The organism is Mesorhizobium sp. B2-4-17 (assembly GCF_006441275.1).
GTDB lineage: Bacteria > Pseudomonadota > Alphaproteobacteria > Rhizobiales > Rhizobiaceae > Mesorhizobium.
On sequence record NZ_VFUX01000002.1, the window covers coordinates 326,886 to 342,966 of the forward strand.

Below are 16,081 nucleotides of genomic sequence, written 5' to 3' on the forward strand. Positions count from 1 at the left end.
CATGACACGCAAGCAGAAACGATTGTCGGTCATCTTGGGAGGATTGGCTTTCCTGGCCGCCGCCACGGGACTGACCTTCTACGCGCTTGGCCAGAAGGCCTCCTATTTCTACATGCCGGCCGATCTCACCACCGCCAGCGTCCAGCCCGGCCAGCGCATCAGGCTGGGGGGGCTGGTCGAAAAAGGCACGATCCAGCGCGGGCAGGGCGCGACCGTCGCCTTTTCAGTCACCGACACGCATAGATCGGTCAAGGTCACCTATACCGGCATCCTGCCTGACCTCTTCCGTGAAGAGCAGGGCGTCATCACCGAGGGCACCTTCGGTCCGGATGGCGTATTCGTTGCCGATGGCGTTCTGGCCAAGCATGATGAGCGTTACATGCCCAAGGAAGTTGCCGACGGCCTCAAGGCCAAAGGTGTGTGGCAGGAGAGCAAGAGTGAGTAGCTCCGGCAGCAGAGCAAGAGTGAACTGCGCGCATGGTTGAAACCGGACATTTCGCCCTGGTCCTGGCGTTTGCGCTTTCCTTGGTGCAGACGATCGTGCCGCTCTTTGGCGCGCGCCTGAACAACCAGCGCCTGATGGCCGTCGGCGGCCCCGTCGCGGTGACCGGCTTTGCGCTGACGGCGCTGTCCTTCGCAGCATTTGCGAGTGCCTACGCGAACTCCGATTTCTCGGTGGCGAACGTCTGGGAAAACTCGCATTCGCTGCAGCCGCTGATCTACAAGATCACCGGAACCTGGGGCAATCACGAAGGCTCGATGCTGCTCTGGGTGCTGATCCTGACCTTCTTCGGCGCGCTTGTCGCAGCTTTCGGCTCGAATCTGCCAGCCACGCTGCGCGCCAACGTGCTTGCCGTTCAGGGCGCGATCGGTGCCGCCTTCTTCCTCTTCATCCTGGTCACGTCCAATCCTTTCATCCGGCTGAATCCAGCGCCGATCGAGGGTCGCGACCTCAACCCGGTCCTGCAGGATCTCGGCCTCGCCATCCATCCGCCGCTGCTCTATCTCGGCTATGTCGGTTTCTCGATCTGCTTTTCCTTCTCGGTCGCTGCCCTCATCGAGGGCCGCATCGACGCCTCCTGGGCGCGTTGGGTGCGGCCGTGGACGCTGGTCGCCTGGATGTTCCTGACCGGCGGCATCGCCATGGGATCATACTGGGCCTATTACGAACTCGGCTGGGGCGGCTTCTGGTTCTGGGATCCGGTCGAGAACGCCTCTTTCATGCCGTGGCTAGCGGGCACCGCGCTTTTGCATTCGGCCATCGTCATGGAAAAGCGCTCGGCCTTGAAGATCTGGACGCTGCTGCTCGCCATCCTCACCTTCTCGCTGTCGCTGCTCGGCACGTTCCTGGTGCGTTCGGGCGTGCTCACTTCAGTGCATGCCTTTGCCACCGATCCGACGCGTGGCGTCTTCATCCTGTGTATCCTGACGCTGTTCATCGGCGGCTCGCTGGCGCTGTTTGCGCTGCGTGCCTCGAGGTTGACGGCCGGCGGCCTGTTCCACCCGATCTCGCGCGAAGGCGCGCTCGTGCTCAACAATCTATTCCTGACCACGGCGACCGCCACCGTGCTGGTCGGCACGCTCTATCCGCTGGCATTGGAGGCACTCACAGGCGACAAGATCTCGGTCGGCGCGCCGTTCTTCGATCTGACTTTCGGCCCATTGATGCTGCCGCTTCTGGTCCTCGTGCCGCTCGGGCCGCTGCTGGCCTGGAAGCGCGGCGACATCATCGCCGCGTCGCAGCGCCTGATGGCCGCCTTCGCCCTGGCGCTGGCGGCGATGCTGGTCACCGGTCTGTTCATCGACGGGGCGTCGGTATTCGCCGCACTCGGCATCGGTCTTGCCGTCTGGCTGGTCGCCGGCGCGCTCACCGACCTTGCCGTCAAGTCGGGCGTTGGATCGGTTGCCCCGGCCGTTATGGTCAGGCGCCTCGCCGGCCTGCCGCGCTCGGTGTTCGGCACGGCATTGGCCCATCTCGGCCTCGGCCTGACTTTGCTCGGCATCGTCGCCACGCTCTCCTTCGGTACCGAGAAGATCCTGACGATGCGTGCCGGCGAGACCGTGGAATTGTCAGGCCATACGCTGCGTTTCGTCGGGCTTTATCCGGCGCAGGGGCCAAACTACAGCGAGGATCGCGGCCGTTTCGAACTGATCGGCATCAGTGGCAGCGCTGTCGGCGAAATCAGTTCCGCCAAGCGTTTCTACCCGGTCCGGCAGACGACGACGACCGAGTCCGGCATCAAGACGCTCGGTCTTTCCCAGCTCTACATCTCGCTCGGCGACGAAGGCAAGGACGGTTCGGTCGTGGTGCGCCTGTGGTGGAAACCGCTGGTGACGCTGATCTGGGGCGGCGGCCTGATGATGATGGCGGGTGCGGGCATGTCGCTGATGGACAGACGCCTGCGCGTCGGCGCGCCCTCGCGGCGTCGCAAGCAGGCGGTGGCGCCGGCGGGCCTGCCATGAAGCCCAGGCTTTCCCTGACCTCGATTGTCCTGCTGCTGGCACTGCTCTTCGCCGGTGCCGCGCACGCGGTGAAGCCCGACGAGATGCTGGCCGATCCGGCGCTCGAGACGAGGGCCCGGGCTCTGTCGGAAGGCCTGCGCTGCATGGTCTGCCAGAACCAGTCGATCGATGAGTCCGATGCAGACCTTGCCCGCGACCTGCGCATCCTGGTGCGCCAGCGCCTCGTCGCCGGCGATAGCGACCAGCAGGTGATGGACTATGTGGTTTCGCGCTACGGCGAGTTCGTGCTGTTGAAGCCTCGCTTCGACCTGCGCAACGCGCTGCTTTGGGGCACGCCTGTTCTTTTGCTCCTGGTGGGCGGCATGTTTATCGCGCTGAACGCCCGCTCGCGTCGGAAGCTGGCGACAAAATCCCTCTCGGCCGACGAACAGGCAGCGCTGGACGCGATCCTGCGCCGCGACTGACAGGCAAGGTCGTCTGGCCGCCAGGCAGCCCGCCAACATTACCAAAGTTTCATGCGTCGGAAATGGCGTTGTAATGTGCGCCGCTCTAATTCTCCTTCTTGAGGATGCCGATCAAGGCGCGTCCCTTTGAAAGAGGATGAAAGACCCATGAATATTGCCCCCAATTCATATTCCCGCACCCGCAAGCGTCTTCTGGCTGCCGTCGCGTCCGTTGCGGTTGCCGGCGCGATCGGCGTTGGCGCGCTGACCAGCGGAACGAGCCCTGTTCTGGCCGACGCGGTGCGCGTCGAGGCCCCGCAGGTTCCGAGCTTCGCCGATGTCGTGGAGCGCGTTTCGCCCGCCGTGGTCAGCGTCAAGGTCAAGGCGAAGGTGCAGTCGACTGCGGACGACGGCTCCGACGGTCAGGACGGTTTCGACAATCTTCCCAACAATCCGCAACTGCGCCGCTTCTTCAAGGAGTTCCGCGGCTTTGGCGACCAGGGTGGTCAGAACGACGAAGGGCACCGCCGCTTCGGGCACCGCAACAATGACCAACCGCGTCCGGTGGCTCAGGGTTCCGGCTTCTTCATCTCCGAGGACGGCTATCTCGTCACCAACAACCACGTCGTCGAAGAGGGCACCGCTTTCACCGTGGTGACCAATGACGGCAAGGAACTCGACGCCAAGCTGATCGGCACCGATCCGCGCACCGATCTCGCAGTGCTCAAGGTCGAAGGCGGCGGCAAGTTCACCTATGTCGACTTCGCCGACGATGCCAAGGTTCGCGTCGGCGACTGGGTCGTGGCCGTCGGCAATCCGTTCGGTCTCGGTGGCACCGTCACCGCCGGCATCGTGTCGGCGCGCGGCCGTGACATCGGCGCCGGCCCCTACGACGATTTCCTCCAGATCGATGCCTCGGTCAACCGCGGCAATTCGGGTGGTCCGACCTTCAATCTCAACGGCCAGGTGGTCGGCATCAACACGGCTATCTTCTCGCCCTCCGGCGGCAGCGTCGGCATCGCCTTCGACATTCCCGCCTCGACCGCCAAGCAGGTCGTCGACGATCTGATGAAGAGCGGCGCCGTGCAACGCGGCTGGCTTGGTGTCGAGATCCAGCCGGTCACGTCGGACATCGCCGAATCGCTCGGCCTGAAATCCAACAATGGCGCCTTGGTGTCCAGCGCCCAGGACAATGGCCCCGGCAAGAAGGCCGGCATTGCCGCTGGTGACGTCATCACCCAGGTCGACGGCAAGGACGTTGCGTCGCCGAAGGAACTGGCCCGCCTGATCGGTGCCTATTCGCCGGGCAAGTCTGTCGATGTCACCGTGTGGCGCGACGGCAAGAGCCAGACGGTCAAGGTCGATCTCGGCAAGCTGCCGGCCACCGACAAGCAAGCTTCGAACGACCAGCAGCAGCAGCCCGCCGCTCCGGCAAAGCCCGACACGCTGGCCGATCTCGGCCTGACCGTCACCAAGTCGGAAAACGGCAAGGGTTTGGTGGTGACCGACGTCGATCCCAACAGCGATGCCGCTGATCGCGGCATCCAGCCGGGCGACGTCATCACCGCGGTCAACTCGACCGAAGTGAACGGTACCGAGGACGTCAGCAAGGCGATGACCGAAGCGGTGAAGTCTGGACGCAAGGCGGTGCTGATGCAGATCACCCGTGACGACAACAACCGCTTCGTCGCGCTGCCGGTCGCCAAGGGCTGAAAACGACTTTTCCAATGCGGCGGTTTCAACACCCCCGAGCCACCGCGTGGGAAAGCATGGAGCCGGGTACGTTAGTCAGTCATCGTGCTCTCCTCCAGCGGCAGCGGGCTCCCCATCGCCCGCTGCCGCGGCCATTGTCAGCTTTTCAGAAGCATGCCGCCGCGCCCGATCCGCAAGCGCGTGACTTTGGAGCAAGACGTCCGGGATTTGGCATATCGGGGACTTGGCATGTCCGGCGTAACGACGCCGGAGAACAAGGATTTCATTGCGCGCCCCTGGGTCATCTTGATCTCGATGCGCTTAGGCAAAGGCTGAATGCACATGCCGGCTACTCAACCTTCCAGCGAAATCGCGTATAACGATCCTATGAAGATTCTCGTCATAGAAGACGATCGGGAGGCTGCGGATTATCTGCAGAAAGCCTTTACCGAAGCCGGTCATACCGCGCATGTCGCCGGTGACGGCGAGACCGGCTTCGCGCTTGCCGACGCCGGCGATTATGACGTGATGGTCATCGACCGGATGATGCCGCGTCGTGACGGCCTTTCGGTTATCGCCGGGCTGCGCTCAAGGGGCAACACCACGCCGGTGCTGATCCTGTCGGCGCTGGGAGAGGTCGATGACAGGGTCACCGGCTTGCGCGCCGGCGGCGACGATTATCTGACCAAGCCCTACGCGTTCTCCGAACTTTTGGCCCGCGTCGAGGTGCTGAACCGCCGCGCCAGCGCCAAGGAGGCCGAAACCGTCTACCGGGTGGGCGACCTTGAACTCGACCGGCTGTCGCATTCGGTCCGCCGGGCGGCGCGCGAGATCGCGCTGCAGCCGCGCGAATTCCGCCTGCTCGAATATCTGATGCGCCATGCCGGCCAGGTGGTGACGCGCACTATGCTGCTCGAAAATGTCTGGGATTACCATTTCGATCCGCAAACCAATGTCATCGACGTTCATGTGTCGCGGCTGCGGGGCAAGATTGAAAAAGGCTTCGACAAGCCCATCCTGCATACGGTTCGCGGCGCAGGTTACATGCTGAAGGGCGGCTAGGCGGCAGCATGGCCCTTTCCGTGCCCGCCATCATGAAGACGACGGCTGCGCGGCTTTCGGCTCTGTACCTTCTGCTGTTCGCGCTCTGCGCCGTGCTGCTTGTCTTCTACATGACCTCACTGTCGGCACGCATGCTGACGACGCAGACGCAGGAGACCATCAACGACGAAGTGCTTGGTCTTGCCCGCGCGTATCAGCGCGGTGGTCTACCGGTACTGGTGCGTGTGGTCGAGGCACGCTCCCGACAGCCCGGCGCCAACCTCTATCTGATTGCCGACGCCAATGGCCAGATACTGACCGGCAATGTGCAGAGCCTGGAACCGGGGGTGATCGACACCGAAGGCTGGACAACCCAGCCCTTCTCCTACAAGCGCTTCGGCGAAGGCGAGCTCGACCGCCTGCGCAGCGGAACGTCCGATCAGACGACGTCTCCTTCAACCGGCGAGAACGCGGCGCCGCAGACCGAAGGCGAGAAAGGTCATAACGCCATCGCGCTGGTGCTGCGGCTGCCCAATCAGATGATCATGCTGGTTGGCCGCGATCTTGGCGAACCGGAGCGCTTTCGCGCCGTCATCCGCCGCGCGCTGACGTTGGCGCTTGGCATGATGGGCCTGGGCGGCATCTTGATCTGGTTCTTTGTCGGCCGCACCGCGCTGAAGCGCATCGACGGTGTTTCGGAGGCCAGCCGCCGCATCATGGGCGGTGATCTCTCCGGCCGGCTGCCGGTGACCGGGGCCGGCGACGAGTTCGACAGGCTTTCGGAAAACCTCAACGCCATGCTGGCCAGGATCGCCACGCTCAACGAGGGCCTGAAGCAGGTATCCGATAATATCGCGCATGATTTGAAGACGCCGCTGACCCGGCTGCGCAACAGGGCCGAAGCAACACTTTCCAGCAAGAACAAGCCTGCCGATTATCGCCAGGCGCTGGAAGGCACCATCACCGAGTCCGACCAACTCATAAAGACCTTCAATGCCATCCTGATGATCTCCAGGCTTGAGGCGGGATATTCCTCGGAGCACACCAACCGCGTCGATCTGGCGGCGGCGGTGCGCGATGTCGTCGAACTCTACGAACCGGTGGCGGAGGAGGCTGGCGTTTCCCTCGAAGCCGAGGTGAACGGCGCCTTTGTCGTCAACGGCAATCGCGAACTGATCGGCCAGGCGCTGTCCAACATCGTCGACAACGCGATCAAATATTCGACCGGTTCGACGTCCAAGCCGGCGGTTCGCGTGACGCTCGGTCGCACGCATGGCGAAATCAGGCTTTCCGTTACCGACAACGGGCAGGGCATTCCGGATGACGCCGATCGGGCCCGGGCGACCGAGCGGTTCGTTCGGCTGGAGAAGAGCCGCTCGCAGCCCGGCTCAGGCCTTGGACTGAGCCTCGCCAAGGCGGTCATGACGTTCCACTATGGAAGGCTTGATCTCTTGCCTGGCAATCCGGGACTATCCGTGGTCATGAGTTTCCCCGCACGGGAGGATCACTGATGGCTGCGACCGCGAAACGGACGGTCATGGACTGGCTGCTGAAGCCGGCGGTTGCGCTTGCCCCTCTCGACGAGGGCCGGGCTCGACAGGAACTGGCCGAAATTGCCGCCGTGGCACGCGAAGAAGGGCTGGCGCGGCTGGCCGCGTTCCTGGGCGGCATCGGGGAGGGCCAGGCTTTCCTGGCCGCTGTCTTCGACCTCTCGCCATTCCTGCGCGATACGGCGCGACGCCGGCCGCAGATCCTGGACGGTCTGTTCGACCAGCCGATCGAGGCTCGCCTGAAAGCGATCACCACGGCGATCGACCAGGCGCCGCTGGCCGAGGCGGTTTCCGAATCCAGCCTGATGATGGCGCTGCGCCAATGCAAGGCTGAGGCGCATTTCCTGATCGCGCTCGCCGATCTCTCAGGTGACGCCGAAACGTCGCTGACGGTGCGGCGGCTGAGCGACCTTGCCGAAGCTTGCACCCGTGCGGCGGTGGACTTCCTGCTGCGGGACGCGCATGCCCAGGGCAAGCTCAAGCTGCCGGACCTCGGCAACCCGTCGCGGCAGTCCGGCTGGATCCTGCTCGGCATGGGCAAGCTCGGCGCGCATGAGCTGAATTTCTCCTCCGATATCGATCTCGTCGTTTTCTTCGATCCTGAAGCGGCCGCCATGGTCGATCCGCTCGACGCCACGGAGCTGTTTTCGCGCCTGACGCGACGGCTGGTGCGCATTCTGCAGGACCGCACAGAGCACGGCTATGTTTTCCGCACCGATCTCAGGTTGCGTCCGGATCCAGGTTCGACGCCGCTCGCGATTCCGGTCGAGGCGGCACTGCGCTACTACGAAGCGCGCGGCCAGAACTGGGAGCGTGCGGCGATGATCAAGGCCCGTCCGGTGGCCGGCGATCTGGCCGCGGGCGCTGCCTTTCTCAAGGAGTTGCAGCCCTACATCTGGCGCAAATACATGGACTATGCCGCGATTGCCGACGTCCATTCGATCAAGCGCCAGATCCACGCCCACAAGGGCCACGGCGAGATCGCCGTGAAGGGTCACAACGTCAAGCTCGGCCGCGGTGGCATCCGCGAGATCGAGTTCTTCGTCCAGACCCAGCAGCTCATCGCCGGCGGCCGGTTCCAGGAACTGCGTGGCCGTGAGACCGTGCCGATGCTCGGCCAGCTTGCCGCGCGCAGCTGGATCACCGCCGATGCGCGTGACGCGCTTGCCCGCCAATACTGGTTCCTGCGCCGCGTCGAGCACGCCGTCCAGATGGTGGCGGACGAGCAGACGCACACGCTGCCCGAAGACGAGGAAGGGCTGGAGCGGATAGCCCGCATGCTGGGCTTTGCCGATGCGGCCGGGTTTGCCGGCGCGTTCCGAGCCTCGCTGCAGCAGGTCGAACGCCACTATGCGGCGCTGTTCGAGACCGCGCCGGAGCTTTCGGCGGGCATCGGCAATCTGGTCTTCACCGGCGATGTCGACGATCCCGACACGCTGCGGACCTTGCACGGCCTCGGCTTCCAGCGGCCGAGCGACATCTGCCGTGTCATCCGCGGCTGGCATTTCGGGCGCTATCGCGTCACCCAGTCGGCCGAGGCGCGTGAGCGGCTGACGGAACTGACGCCGGCCTTGCTCAAGGCCTTCGGCCAGACGCGCCGGGCGGACGAGGCATTGGTCCGCTTCGACGAGTTCCTTGCCGGCCTGCCAGCCGGCATCCAGCTGTTCTCTCTGCTGCAGTCCAATCCGGCCTTGCTCAAGCTGATGGCGACGATCATGGGCGCCGCGCCCCGGCTGGCGGCGATCATCACGCGCCGCCCCCACGTCTTCGACGGCCTGCTCGACCCCGCCCTCCTGACCGAGCTCCCCGATCGTGCCTATCTTTCGGCGCGGCTGTCCGCCTTCCTCGAAGGCGACAGGGCCTATGAGGAGGTGCTCGACCGGCTGCGCATCTTTGCCTCGGAGCAAAAGTTCCTGATCGGTGTGCGGCTGCTTGCCGGCTCGATCGATCCGGCCCGGGCCGGCCGCGCCTTTTCCGATCTCGCCGACCTCACCATCAAGGCAGCCCTGCGGGCGGTCATCGCCGAATTCGCGGTGCACCACGGCACGATCGCCGGCGGCGTGGTTGCGCTGCTCGGCATGGGCAAGCTCGGCAGCCGCGAATTGACCGCGGGGTCGGATGTCGACCTCATCCTGCTTTACGACCACGATGCAGATGCTGACGAATCGGACGGGGAAAGGCCGCTGGCCCCCTCGCACTACTACACCCGAATGACGCAGAGGCTCATTTCCGCCGTCTCAGCGCCGACGGCGGAAGGGGTGCTCTACGAACTCGACCTGCGGCTGCGGCCGTCGGGCAACAAGGGGCCGGTGGCTACCCATATCGATGCCTTCAAGAAATACCAGCGCCAGGAAGCCTGGACCTGGGAGCACATGGCGCTATCGCGGGCGCGCGCCATTGCCGGCGATGCCGGCCTGTGCGCCGAGCTCGAAGCGGAAGTTGCCGCGGTGCTTGGCCAGCCGCGCGACGCGGCAAAGGTGAAGGCAGAGGCCTGGGATATGCGGGCCATGATCGAGACGGAGAAGCCGCCGCGCGACCTCTGGGACATCAAGCTGATCCCCGGAGGACTGATCGATCTCGAATTCATCGCCCAGGTGGCTGTCATCACCGGGCAGGTCGAGGCCGGGCCGCGTGCGACCGGCACAGCCGAGATACTGGCCCGGTTGGCACCTCGCTTCGCCGACGCCGGGGTCAGGCAAGAACTCGGCGATGCGTACAGCCTCTACCTGGCGCTGACCCAGATGACCCGGCTGTGCCTCACCGGAGCCTTCGAGCGCGACGACGTTCCGCCGGGGCTTTCCGATCTGCTTCTGGCGGTCACCGACCTGCCGGATTTCGGTGTGCTGGAAGCACACCTCAAAGAGACGTCGCAAAAGGTCAGGAAGGACTTTGACCTTTTGCTTCGTGCCGGACGACCGTGACGAGCGGTTTTCCGGGCCGCATCGGGGGTGACGATGCAACAGGAGAAGATCATGAAAAAGTCAACCAAGCTTGCCCTTGCCTTCGTAGCTCTGGCCGGAGCCGTCGGCACCACGGCCTATGCGGAAAACAATGCCAGCGCAAAGATGCGCGAGGGCATGATGGCGCGCCTCGACAAGGCAATGAATGATTCAGGTGGCGCCATCACCTTCGACCAGTTTTCCAACGTGATGGACGCGCGACTGAAGAAGCTCGTTGCCGATAATGGCGGCAAGCTGACCGTCGCCCAGCTCGCGGACGCGCTGGAGAAGGCGCGTTTCGAGCGGATGGCCAGGCGCATCATCGCCCGCTACGACACCAAGGGCGATGGTGCTCTGACCGCCGATGACATCGCCGGTCGCCAGAAGAAGGTGTTCGCCCTGCTCGACAAGAACAATGACGGCAAGATCGATAAGAGCGAACTGCCGAAGGGCGGCCGCTTCGGCCGTCACCACCAATGGGATGACCAAGGCAACGACGGCATGCAGTGAAACTGTCTGGCGCAGGCTCCGGTAGTATCATTCGGAGCCTGTCGTTCAGGCCGCTGCCTTGACCGTTGACGGTGCCTTCTTCACCGGGATGCGCACCGAAACGATCGTGCCGACACCTTCGGTCGAACGGATTTTCAGCGCGCCGCCCTGGAGTTCGGCCAGCGAGCGCGAGATGGCGAGGCCGAGCCCCGATCCGGCATGGTTCTTGGAGAACTGGTTCTGCACCTGTTCGAAGGGTCGTCCAAGCTTGCCGAGCGCCTCCTTCGGGATGCCGCAGCCATTATCCTCGATGGTCAGCACCAGCGCGCCCGATGTGTTGCGGGCCCTGACCGATATGTGGCCGCCTTGGCCGGTGAATTTCACCGCATTGGACAAGAGGTTGATGACGATCTGCTTGACCGCGCGGCGATCGGCGAACAAAGTCAACGCGTCGGCGATGCGTGTCTCCACGGTGATCGCCTTTTGTGCCGCCTGCAGCGAGACGACACGCACCGTCTCGCTGATCAACGGCCCGAGGTCGATCTGTTCCTGGTCCAGCGAGAACTGGCCGGCCTCGATCTTCGACATGTCGAGAATGTCGTTGATGACGCCGAGCAGATATTTGCCGCTGCTGTTGATGTCGGTGGCGTACTCCTCATAGCGCTCCGAGCCCAGCGGGCCGAACAGGCCCCGTTCCATCAGTTCGGAGAAGCCGATGATGGCGTTCAGAGGCGTGCGCAATTCGTGCGACATGTTGGCCAGGAATTCGGATTTGGCCCGGTTCGCCGCTTCGGCGCGCTCGGTTTCCTTCATGTATTTGCGGTTGAGGTCGACCAGTTCGCGCGACCGTTCCTCTTCGGCCCGACGGGCGAGGCTCAGATCATGGATCGTCGCCATCAGCCGGCGCTCGCTGTCGACCAGCTTCTCCTGATGCAGCTTGATCTGGGTGATGTCGGACCCGACCGAGACGGTGCCGCCATCGCGGGTCCTGAGCTCGTTGACCTGCAGCCAGCGGCCATCGGACAGCTGCCGCTCGAAAGTCGCGCCGCCTTGCGGGCCATTGGTGTTGGCAAGCCGACGCTCGGAAGCAAAGGCCAGCATCCGCTCTTCCAGGGACACGCGCGTCACCCCTGGCATCACGTCGCGATCCGAGAGCCCGTTGTCCTGCTGGTATTTGGAGTTGCACATGATCAGGCGCTGAGCCGAATCCCACAGCACGAAGGATTCATTGATGTTCTCGATGGCGGTCCTGAGGCGAAGGTCGGCCGCTTCCGAGCGCAGCGCCAGATGGCGCTGCTCGGTGACGTCGACGGCGATGCCGATCAGCTGGATCTCCGGAGCTTCGGGGTCCATGACTTGCGCCCGGGCGCGCATCCACACCCATTGGCCATCGGCGTGGCGCATCCGGAACACCTGGTCGATGTGATCGATTTCACGGGCGACAATCTTGTTGGCGAGCTCGAACAGGTCACCATCCTCGGGGTGGATGATCTCGTCGACCTCGCCGAAGGACAGCATCGTCTCGCAGGGCTCGTAGCCTAGCATATCGTACATCGAGCGCGACCAGTACATCTTGCCGCGCACCATGTCCCAGTCCCACAGGCCGCAGCGGCCGCGAACCAGCGCCATGTCGATGCGCTGATGCGCTTCGAGATAAATACGGTCGGCTGCCTGCGCGCGCGCAGCCTGTCCGAAATAGGCATAGAGGATGACGATCAGCACGCCTGCCGTCAGCACGAACAGGGTGACGTTCAGCGAGACGGTCTTGCGCCATGTGTCGAAAACCGCTTCCTGCGGCACGAGAGCCGCAGCAGCGCCCTTCCTGTCCTTGGCGAGGCTGACCGCAGCATACCAGTCCTGCCCGCCGATGTTGACCTCCATGACGCCGGCACGGTCGCCGAACATGAACAGAGGCTGCCCGCCCTGGACGAGGCCGTCGAGTGAATGGCCTTGCCAAGGTATCGAGCGCGGCGTCACCGCGGTGATCTTGAAGGCGCTGTCGGTGATGACGAGCACATGGCTGCGGCCCATCGCGCCCTGACGGCTGGTGGTCTCCAGCAGGTCCTGGATGGCGCCAGGTACGGTATCCGAGGTGGTGGCGAGGGAACTGGCGAGTTGTGCCGCCGCCAGCGTGAGGACCGCCTTGGCGTCACGCTCGACATCGTCTCGCTCGTTCATCAGCGACAGGACACGTAGCGCCGCGATGACGACCAGGAAGATGATGATGAGGGCCGGTATCGAGCGGCGCAGCAACGGCTCGGCGGCCAGAAGCCGCTTGTAGGTCGGTTCGGCGATGAGCCGCGTATTCCCGGCAAGGCCGTCGCTTCGCGTTACGCGCCGTGCAAAAGCCATCCCTCCGGGCGCGCCCCACGCGTCCGCCTTCGCCATAAATGGCACTCCCCGATTTCAGTATGCCCGCATTTCTATGTGCTGGTGATCCGGCAAACACCGCACTTCCGAATCGCCATTAAAGAATCAAAGGTGATTCGCCTTGTCCAGTGGCCCGGCGAAAAAAGATTAAAATTTGATTGAAATATTGGGGTTTTGGACGTACGGCGCCTCCGCCTTCTCCCATGGGAGAAGGCTGGGAAGTGGCTACGCCAGCGTGCGCTCGACGATATCCCTCAGATCGGCTGACAGGTTTTCGGCTCCCGCGATCGCAAGCAGTGCCTCTCTCGCCTTGACCTGCCGGCCCGGCTCGAGTGAACGCCACGATCTCAGTGCCGTCGCCAGCCTTGCCGCCACTTGCGGGTTGCGCTTTTCGACCTCGAGCACCGTTTGTACGAAGAACCGGTAGCCTTCGCCGTCAGGGCGGTGGAAGCCGGTCTGGTTGGCGCCGGAGAATGTACCGATCAACGAGCGGACCCGGTTCGGATTGCTCATCGAGAAGGCCGGATGAGCGGTCAGGACGCGAACCGTGTCCACCGCCTGGGGCCCCGGCACGCCGGCCTGGATCTGGAACCATTTGTCCATGACCAGCGGGTCGGATGCATACGTCTTTTCGAAAGTCGCCAGCGCCTTGTTTGCCTCCGGCGAACCGTGGTGGCGATGCGCAAGGACCGTCAATGCGGCCGCGCGGTCGGTCATGTTGGTCGCGGACTGGAAATGCACGACGGCAAGGGCCGCGCCGCCTGGCAGCAGCGAGAGATAGTCCAAAAGGACGTTGCGCAGGGCGCGTCGCCCGGCACTTGTCGCGTCAGGACTGAACGCGGCCTTGTCCGCAAGGCGGTCATACAGCGGGGCGAAGAGTTCCCGATTGGCTGTGGCGATGGCGAGCGCAAGGGCCTGTCGAGCCGCGTGGATGGCGTCTGGATCAATGTTCTTGCCGATGTCGCGGGCAATGTCGGCATCGGCGGGCAGCGCCAGAGCCAAGGCCCGGTAGGCGGGCTCCAGCGTCTCGTCGCTGGCGATGCTGCCGGCAAGTTCGGTCAGCCGTGGTGCGAACTCGGGCTGCTTGCCGCCGAGGGTTTCGCGGAAGGCAACGATCAGCGCGTCGGTGAGCAGCGTGTTGAACGCCTGCCAGCGCGAGAAGGCGTCACTATCATGGCGGGCGAGGAAGAACTGGTCATCGGCCTTCTGCTCGACCGCGAGCGTCACCGGCGCCGAAAAGCCGCGGTTGAGCGACACCGCCGGGCGTTCGGCAACGCCTGAGAAGCGCACCAGATGTCGGCGCTTGCGGACATGGATGACGCCGTCCTCAACGCTGGCGCCCTCGACGCCGCTATACGTGACAGGCTCGCCGCCGGCGCCAATCAGGCCGAAGGCGAGAGGGATATGCATCAGCCGCTTGCGGCTTTCCGAAGGTGTTGGCGGCACCGACTGCTCGATCTCGAGCGTGAATTCCTGCGCCGACGGATTGTGCGTCGAACTGACCGTAAGGTTGGGCGTGCCCGCCTGATGGTACCAGAGCGCGAACTGCGACAGGTCGCGGCCCGACGCCTCTTCGAACACCTTGATGAAATCCTCGATTGTCGCGGCTTCGCCGTCATGCCGTTCGAAATAGAGGTCCATGCCGGCGCGAAAGGCCTCGGCACCGAGAATGGTGCGGATCATGCGCACCACTTCGGAGCCCTTTTCGTAGACGGTCGCCGTGTAGAAATTGTTGATCTCGCGGTAGCGGCGCGGCCGCACCGGATGCGCCAGCGGGCCCTGATCCTCGGGAAACTGGTGCGCACGCAGCGTGCGCACTTCGGCGATGCGCTTGACCGCGCGCGAGCGCTGGTCGGCGGAGAACTCGTGGTCGCGGAAGACCGTCAGCCCTTCCTTCAGGCAAAGCTGGAACCAGTCGCGGCAAGTGATTCTGTTGCCTGTCCAATTGTGGAAATACTCATGCGCGATGATCGCCTCGATATTGGCGAAATCGGCATCCGTCGCGGTCTCCTGGTCGGCCAGCACATATTTGTCGTTGAAGATGTTGAGGCCCTTGTTCTCCATCGCACCCATGTTGAAGTCGGACACGGCGACGATGTTGAAGACGTCAAGATCGTATTCCCGCCCAAACGCCTCCTCGTCCCATTGCATCGACCGCTTCAGCGCGTCCATCGCATAGCTGGCAAGCTTCTCCTTGCCGGGCTCGACATAGATGCCGAGTTCGACTTTGCGGCCCGACATCGTGACGAAACTGTCGGCGACCTTGCCGAGATTACCGGCCACCAGTGCGAACAGGTAGGACGGCTTGGGGAAGGGGTCGTGCCAGACGGCATAGTGCCGGCCGTCGCCGAGGTCGCCCTTGTCGACCGGGTTGCCGTTGCACAGAAGTAGCGGCGCCTCGTCGCGCAGCGCTTCGATCCGCACGGTGTAGACGGACAGGATATCGGGGCGATCGAGGAAATAGGTGATGCGGCGAAAGCCCTCAGCCTCGCATTGCGTGCAATAGACGTTGTTCGAGCGGTAGAGACCCATCAGGGCTTCATTGCCGGCCGGCGCCACTTCTGTTGCGATCAGCAACCGGAAGCGGCCCGCTGCCGGTGGCTTGAGAATGGTCAACTGGTCGGGGCCGATCAACAGATCCGCCGGCTTCGCTTTCTTGCCGTCGATCTCGATGCGTTTGAGCCTCAGCCCGTCGCCGTCGAGCACCAGCGGCGCCGACGCGGCAACGCCCGCCCGACGCTCGATCGTCAATATTGCGGTGACGATCGTGGCCTGGGGCGAAAGACGGAATTCAAGGTTCGTTTCCGGAATGAGGTAGTCGCTGGGGCGATAGTCTTCCAGTTTGAAGACCTGGCCTGTGTCAGTGCGCATTCCCTGGCTTTTCCTGTCTTTCCGGGGACCAGACATGGTCTGACTGGTCCAAAAAATTCGAAGCCCGCGCTCTTTACACGAAACAGTCCTTCGACAAAACTGTGAGAAGGCCGATTTCCAGGCGCTCCTTCCCAACCATCACGAGGCAGTCATGACCGTCGGGCCGAAAATCGGGACGGGCGGACAACGCGGGGACGGATCTGAGCAATGATCAAGGACGCAT

At 63.8% G+C, this 16,081-nt stretch carries 10 protein-coding genes; 8 read left to right on the forward strand and 2 right to left on the reverse strand.

Features of this window, described 5'->3' with window-relative positions; all coding sequences use genetic code 11:
- Position 1: 1 nt before the first annotated feature.
- The 8 genes from ccmE (at position 2) to FJ548_RS03315 (ending at position 10,638) form a co-directional block, all read left to right on the forward strand.
- Positions 2 to 445 carry a cytochrome c maturation protein CcmE gene (gene ccmE / locus FJ548_RS03280; protein ID WP_140776779.1) on the forward strand — a complete coding sequence of 148 codons (444 nt, stop codon included), beginning with the start codon at positions 2 to 4 and terminating at the stop codon, positions 443 to 445.
- Between the two features lie 32 nt (positions 446 to 477).
- Positions 478 to 2,463: a heme lyase CcmF/NrfE family subunit gene (locus tag FJ548_RS03285; protein WP_140776781.1), complete on the forward strand. Its 1,986-nt coding sequence runs from the start codon at positions 478 to 480 to the stop codon at positions 2,461 to 2,463.
- On the forward strand, positions 2,460 to 2,927 hold the full coding sequence (locus FJ548_RS03290) for a cytochrome c-type biogenesis protein (protein ID WP_140611192.1): 468 nt from the start codon (positions 2,460 to 2,462) through the stop codon (positions 2,925 to 2,927). Before FJ548_RS03285 ends, FJ548_RS03290 begins: the two co-directional genes overlap by 4 nt.
- Before the next feature lie 147 nt (positions 2,928 to 3,074).
- On the forward strand, positions 3,075 to 4,619 hold the full coding sequence (locus FJ548_RS03295; RefSeq protein WP_140776783.1) for a Do family serine endopeptidase: 1,545 nt from the start codon (positions 3,075 to 3,077) through the stop codon (positions 4,617 to 4,619).
- 366 nt (positions 4,620 to 4,985) lie between these two features.
- Positions 4,986 to 5,660, forward strand: coding sequence for a response regulator transcription factor (locus FJ548_RS03300; protein WP_181168697.1), 675 nt, complete (start codon positions 4,986 to 4,988; stop codon positions 5,658 to 5,660).
- Positions 5,661 to 5,668: 8 nt separating this feature from the next.
- Positions 5,669 to 7,150, forward strand: coding sequence for a HAMP domain-containing sensor histidine kinase (locus FJ548_RS03305; protein WP_140776787.1), 1,482 nt, complete (start codon positions 5,669 to 5,671; stop codon positions 7,148 to 7,150).
- Positions 7,150 to 10,110, forward strand: a complete 2,961-nt coding sequence (locus FJ548_RS03310) for a bifunctional [glutamine synthetase] adenylyltransferase/[glutamine synthetase]-adenylyl-L-tyrosine phosphorylase (protein ID WP_140776789.1) — start codon at positions 7,150 to 7,152, stop codon at positions 10,108 to 10,110. The genes FJ548_RS03305 and FJ548_RS03310 overlap by 1 nt, the downstream gene beginning before the upstream one ends.
- A 51-nt stretch (positions 10,111 to 10,161) precedes the next feature.
- Entirely contained in the window at positions 10,162 to 10,638 is a 477-nt protein-coding gene (locus FJ548_RS03315) for a hypothetical protein (protein ID WP_140776791.1), read from the forward strand.
- A 45-nt stretch (positions 10,639 to 10,683) separates the two neighbouring features.
- Here FJ548_RS03315 and FJ548_RS03320 read toward each other — a convergent pair whose 3' ends face one another.
- Positions 10,684 to 13,005 (reverse strand): PAS domain-containing sensor histidine kinase, encoded by a 2,322-nt coding sequence (locus tag FJ548_RS03320; protein WP_140776793.1) that lies wholly within the window; start codon positions 13,003 to 13,005, stop codon positions 10,684 to 10,686.
- A 207-nt stretch (positions 13,006 to 13,212) separates the two neighbouring features.
- On the reverse strand, positions 13,213 to 15,858 hold the full coding sequence (pepN, locus tag FJ548_RS03325; RefSeq protein WP_140776795.1) for an aminopeptidase N: 2,646 nt from the start codon (positions 15,856 to 15,858) through the stop codon (positions 13,213 to 13,215).
- Positions 15,859 to 16,081 lie beyond the last annotated feature (223 nt).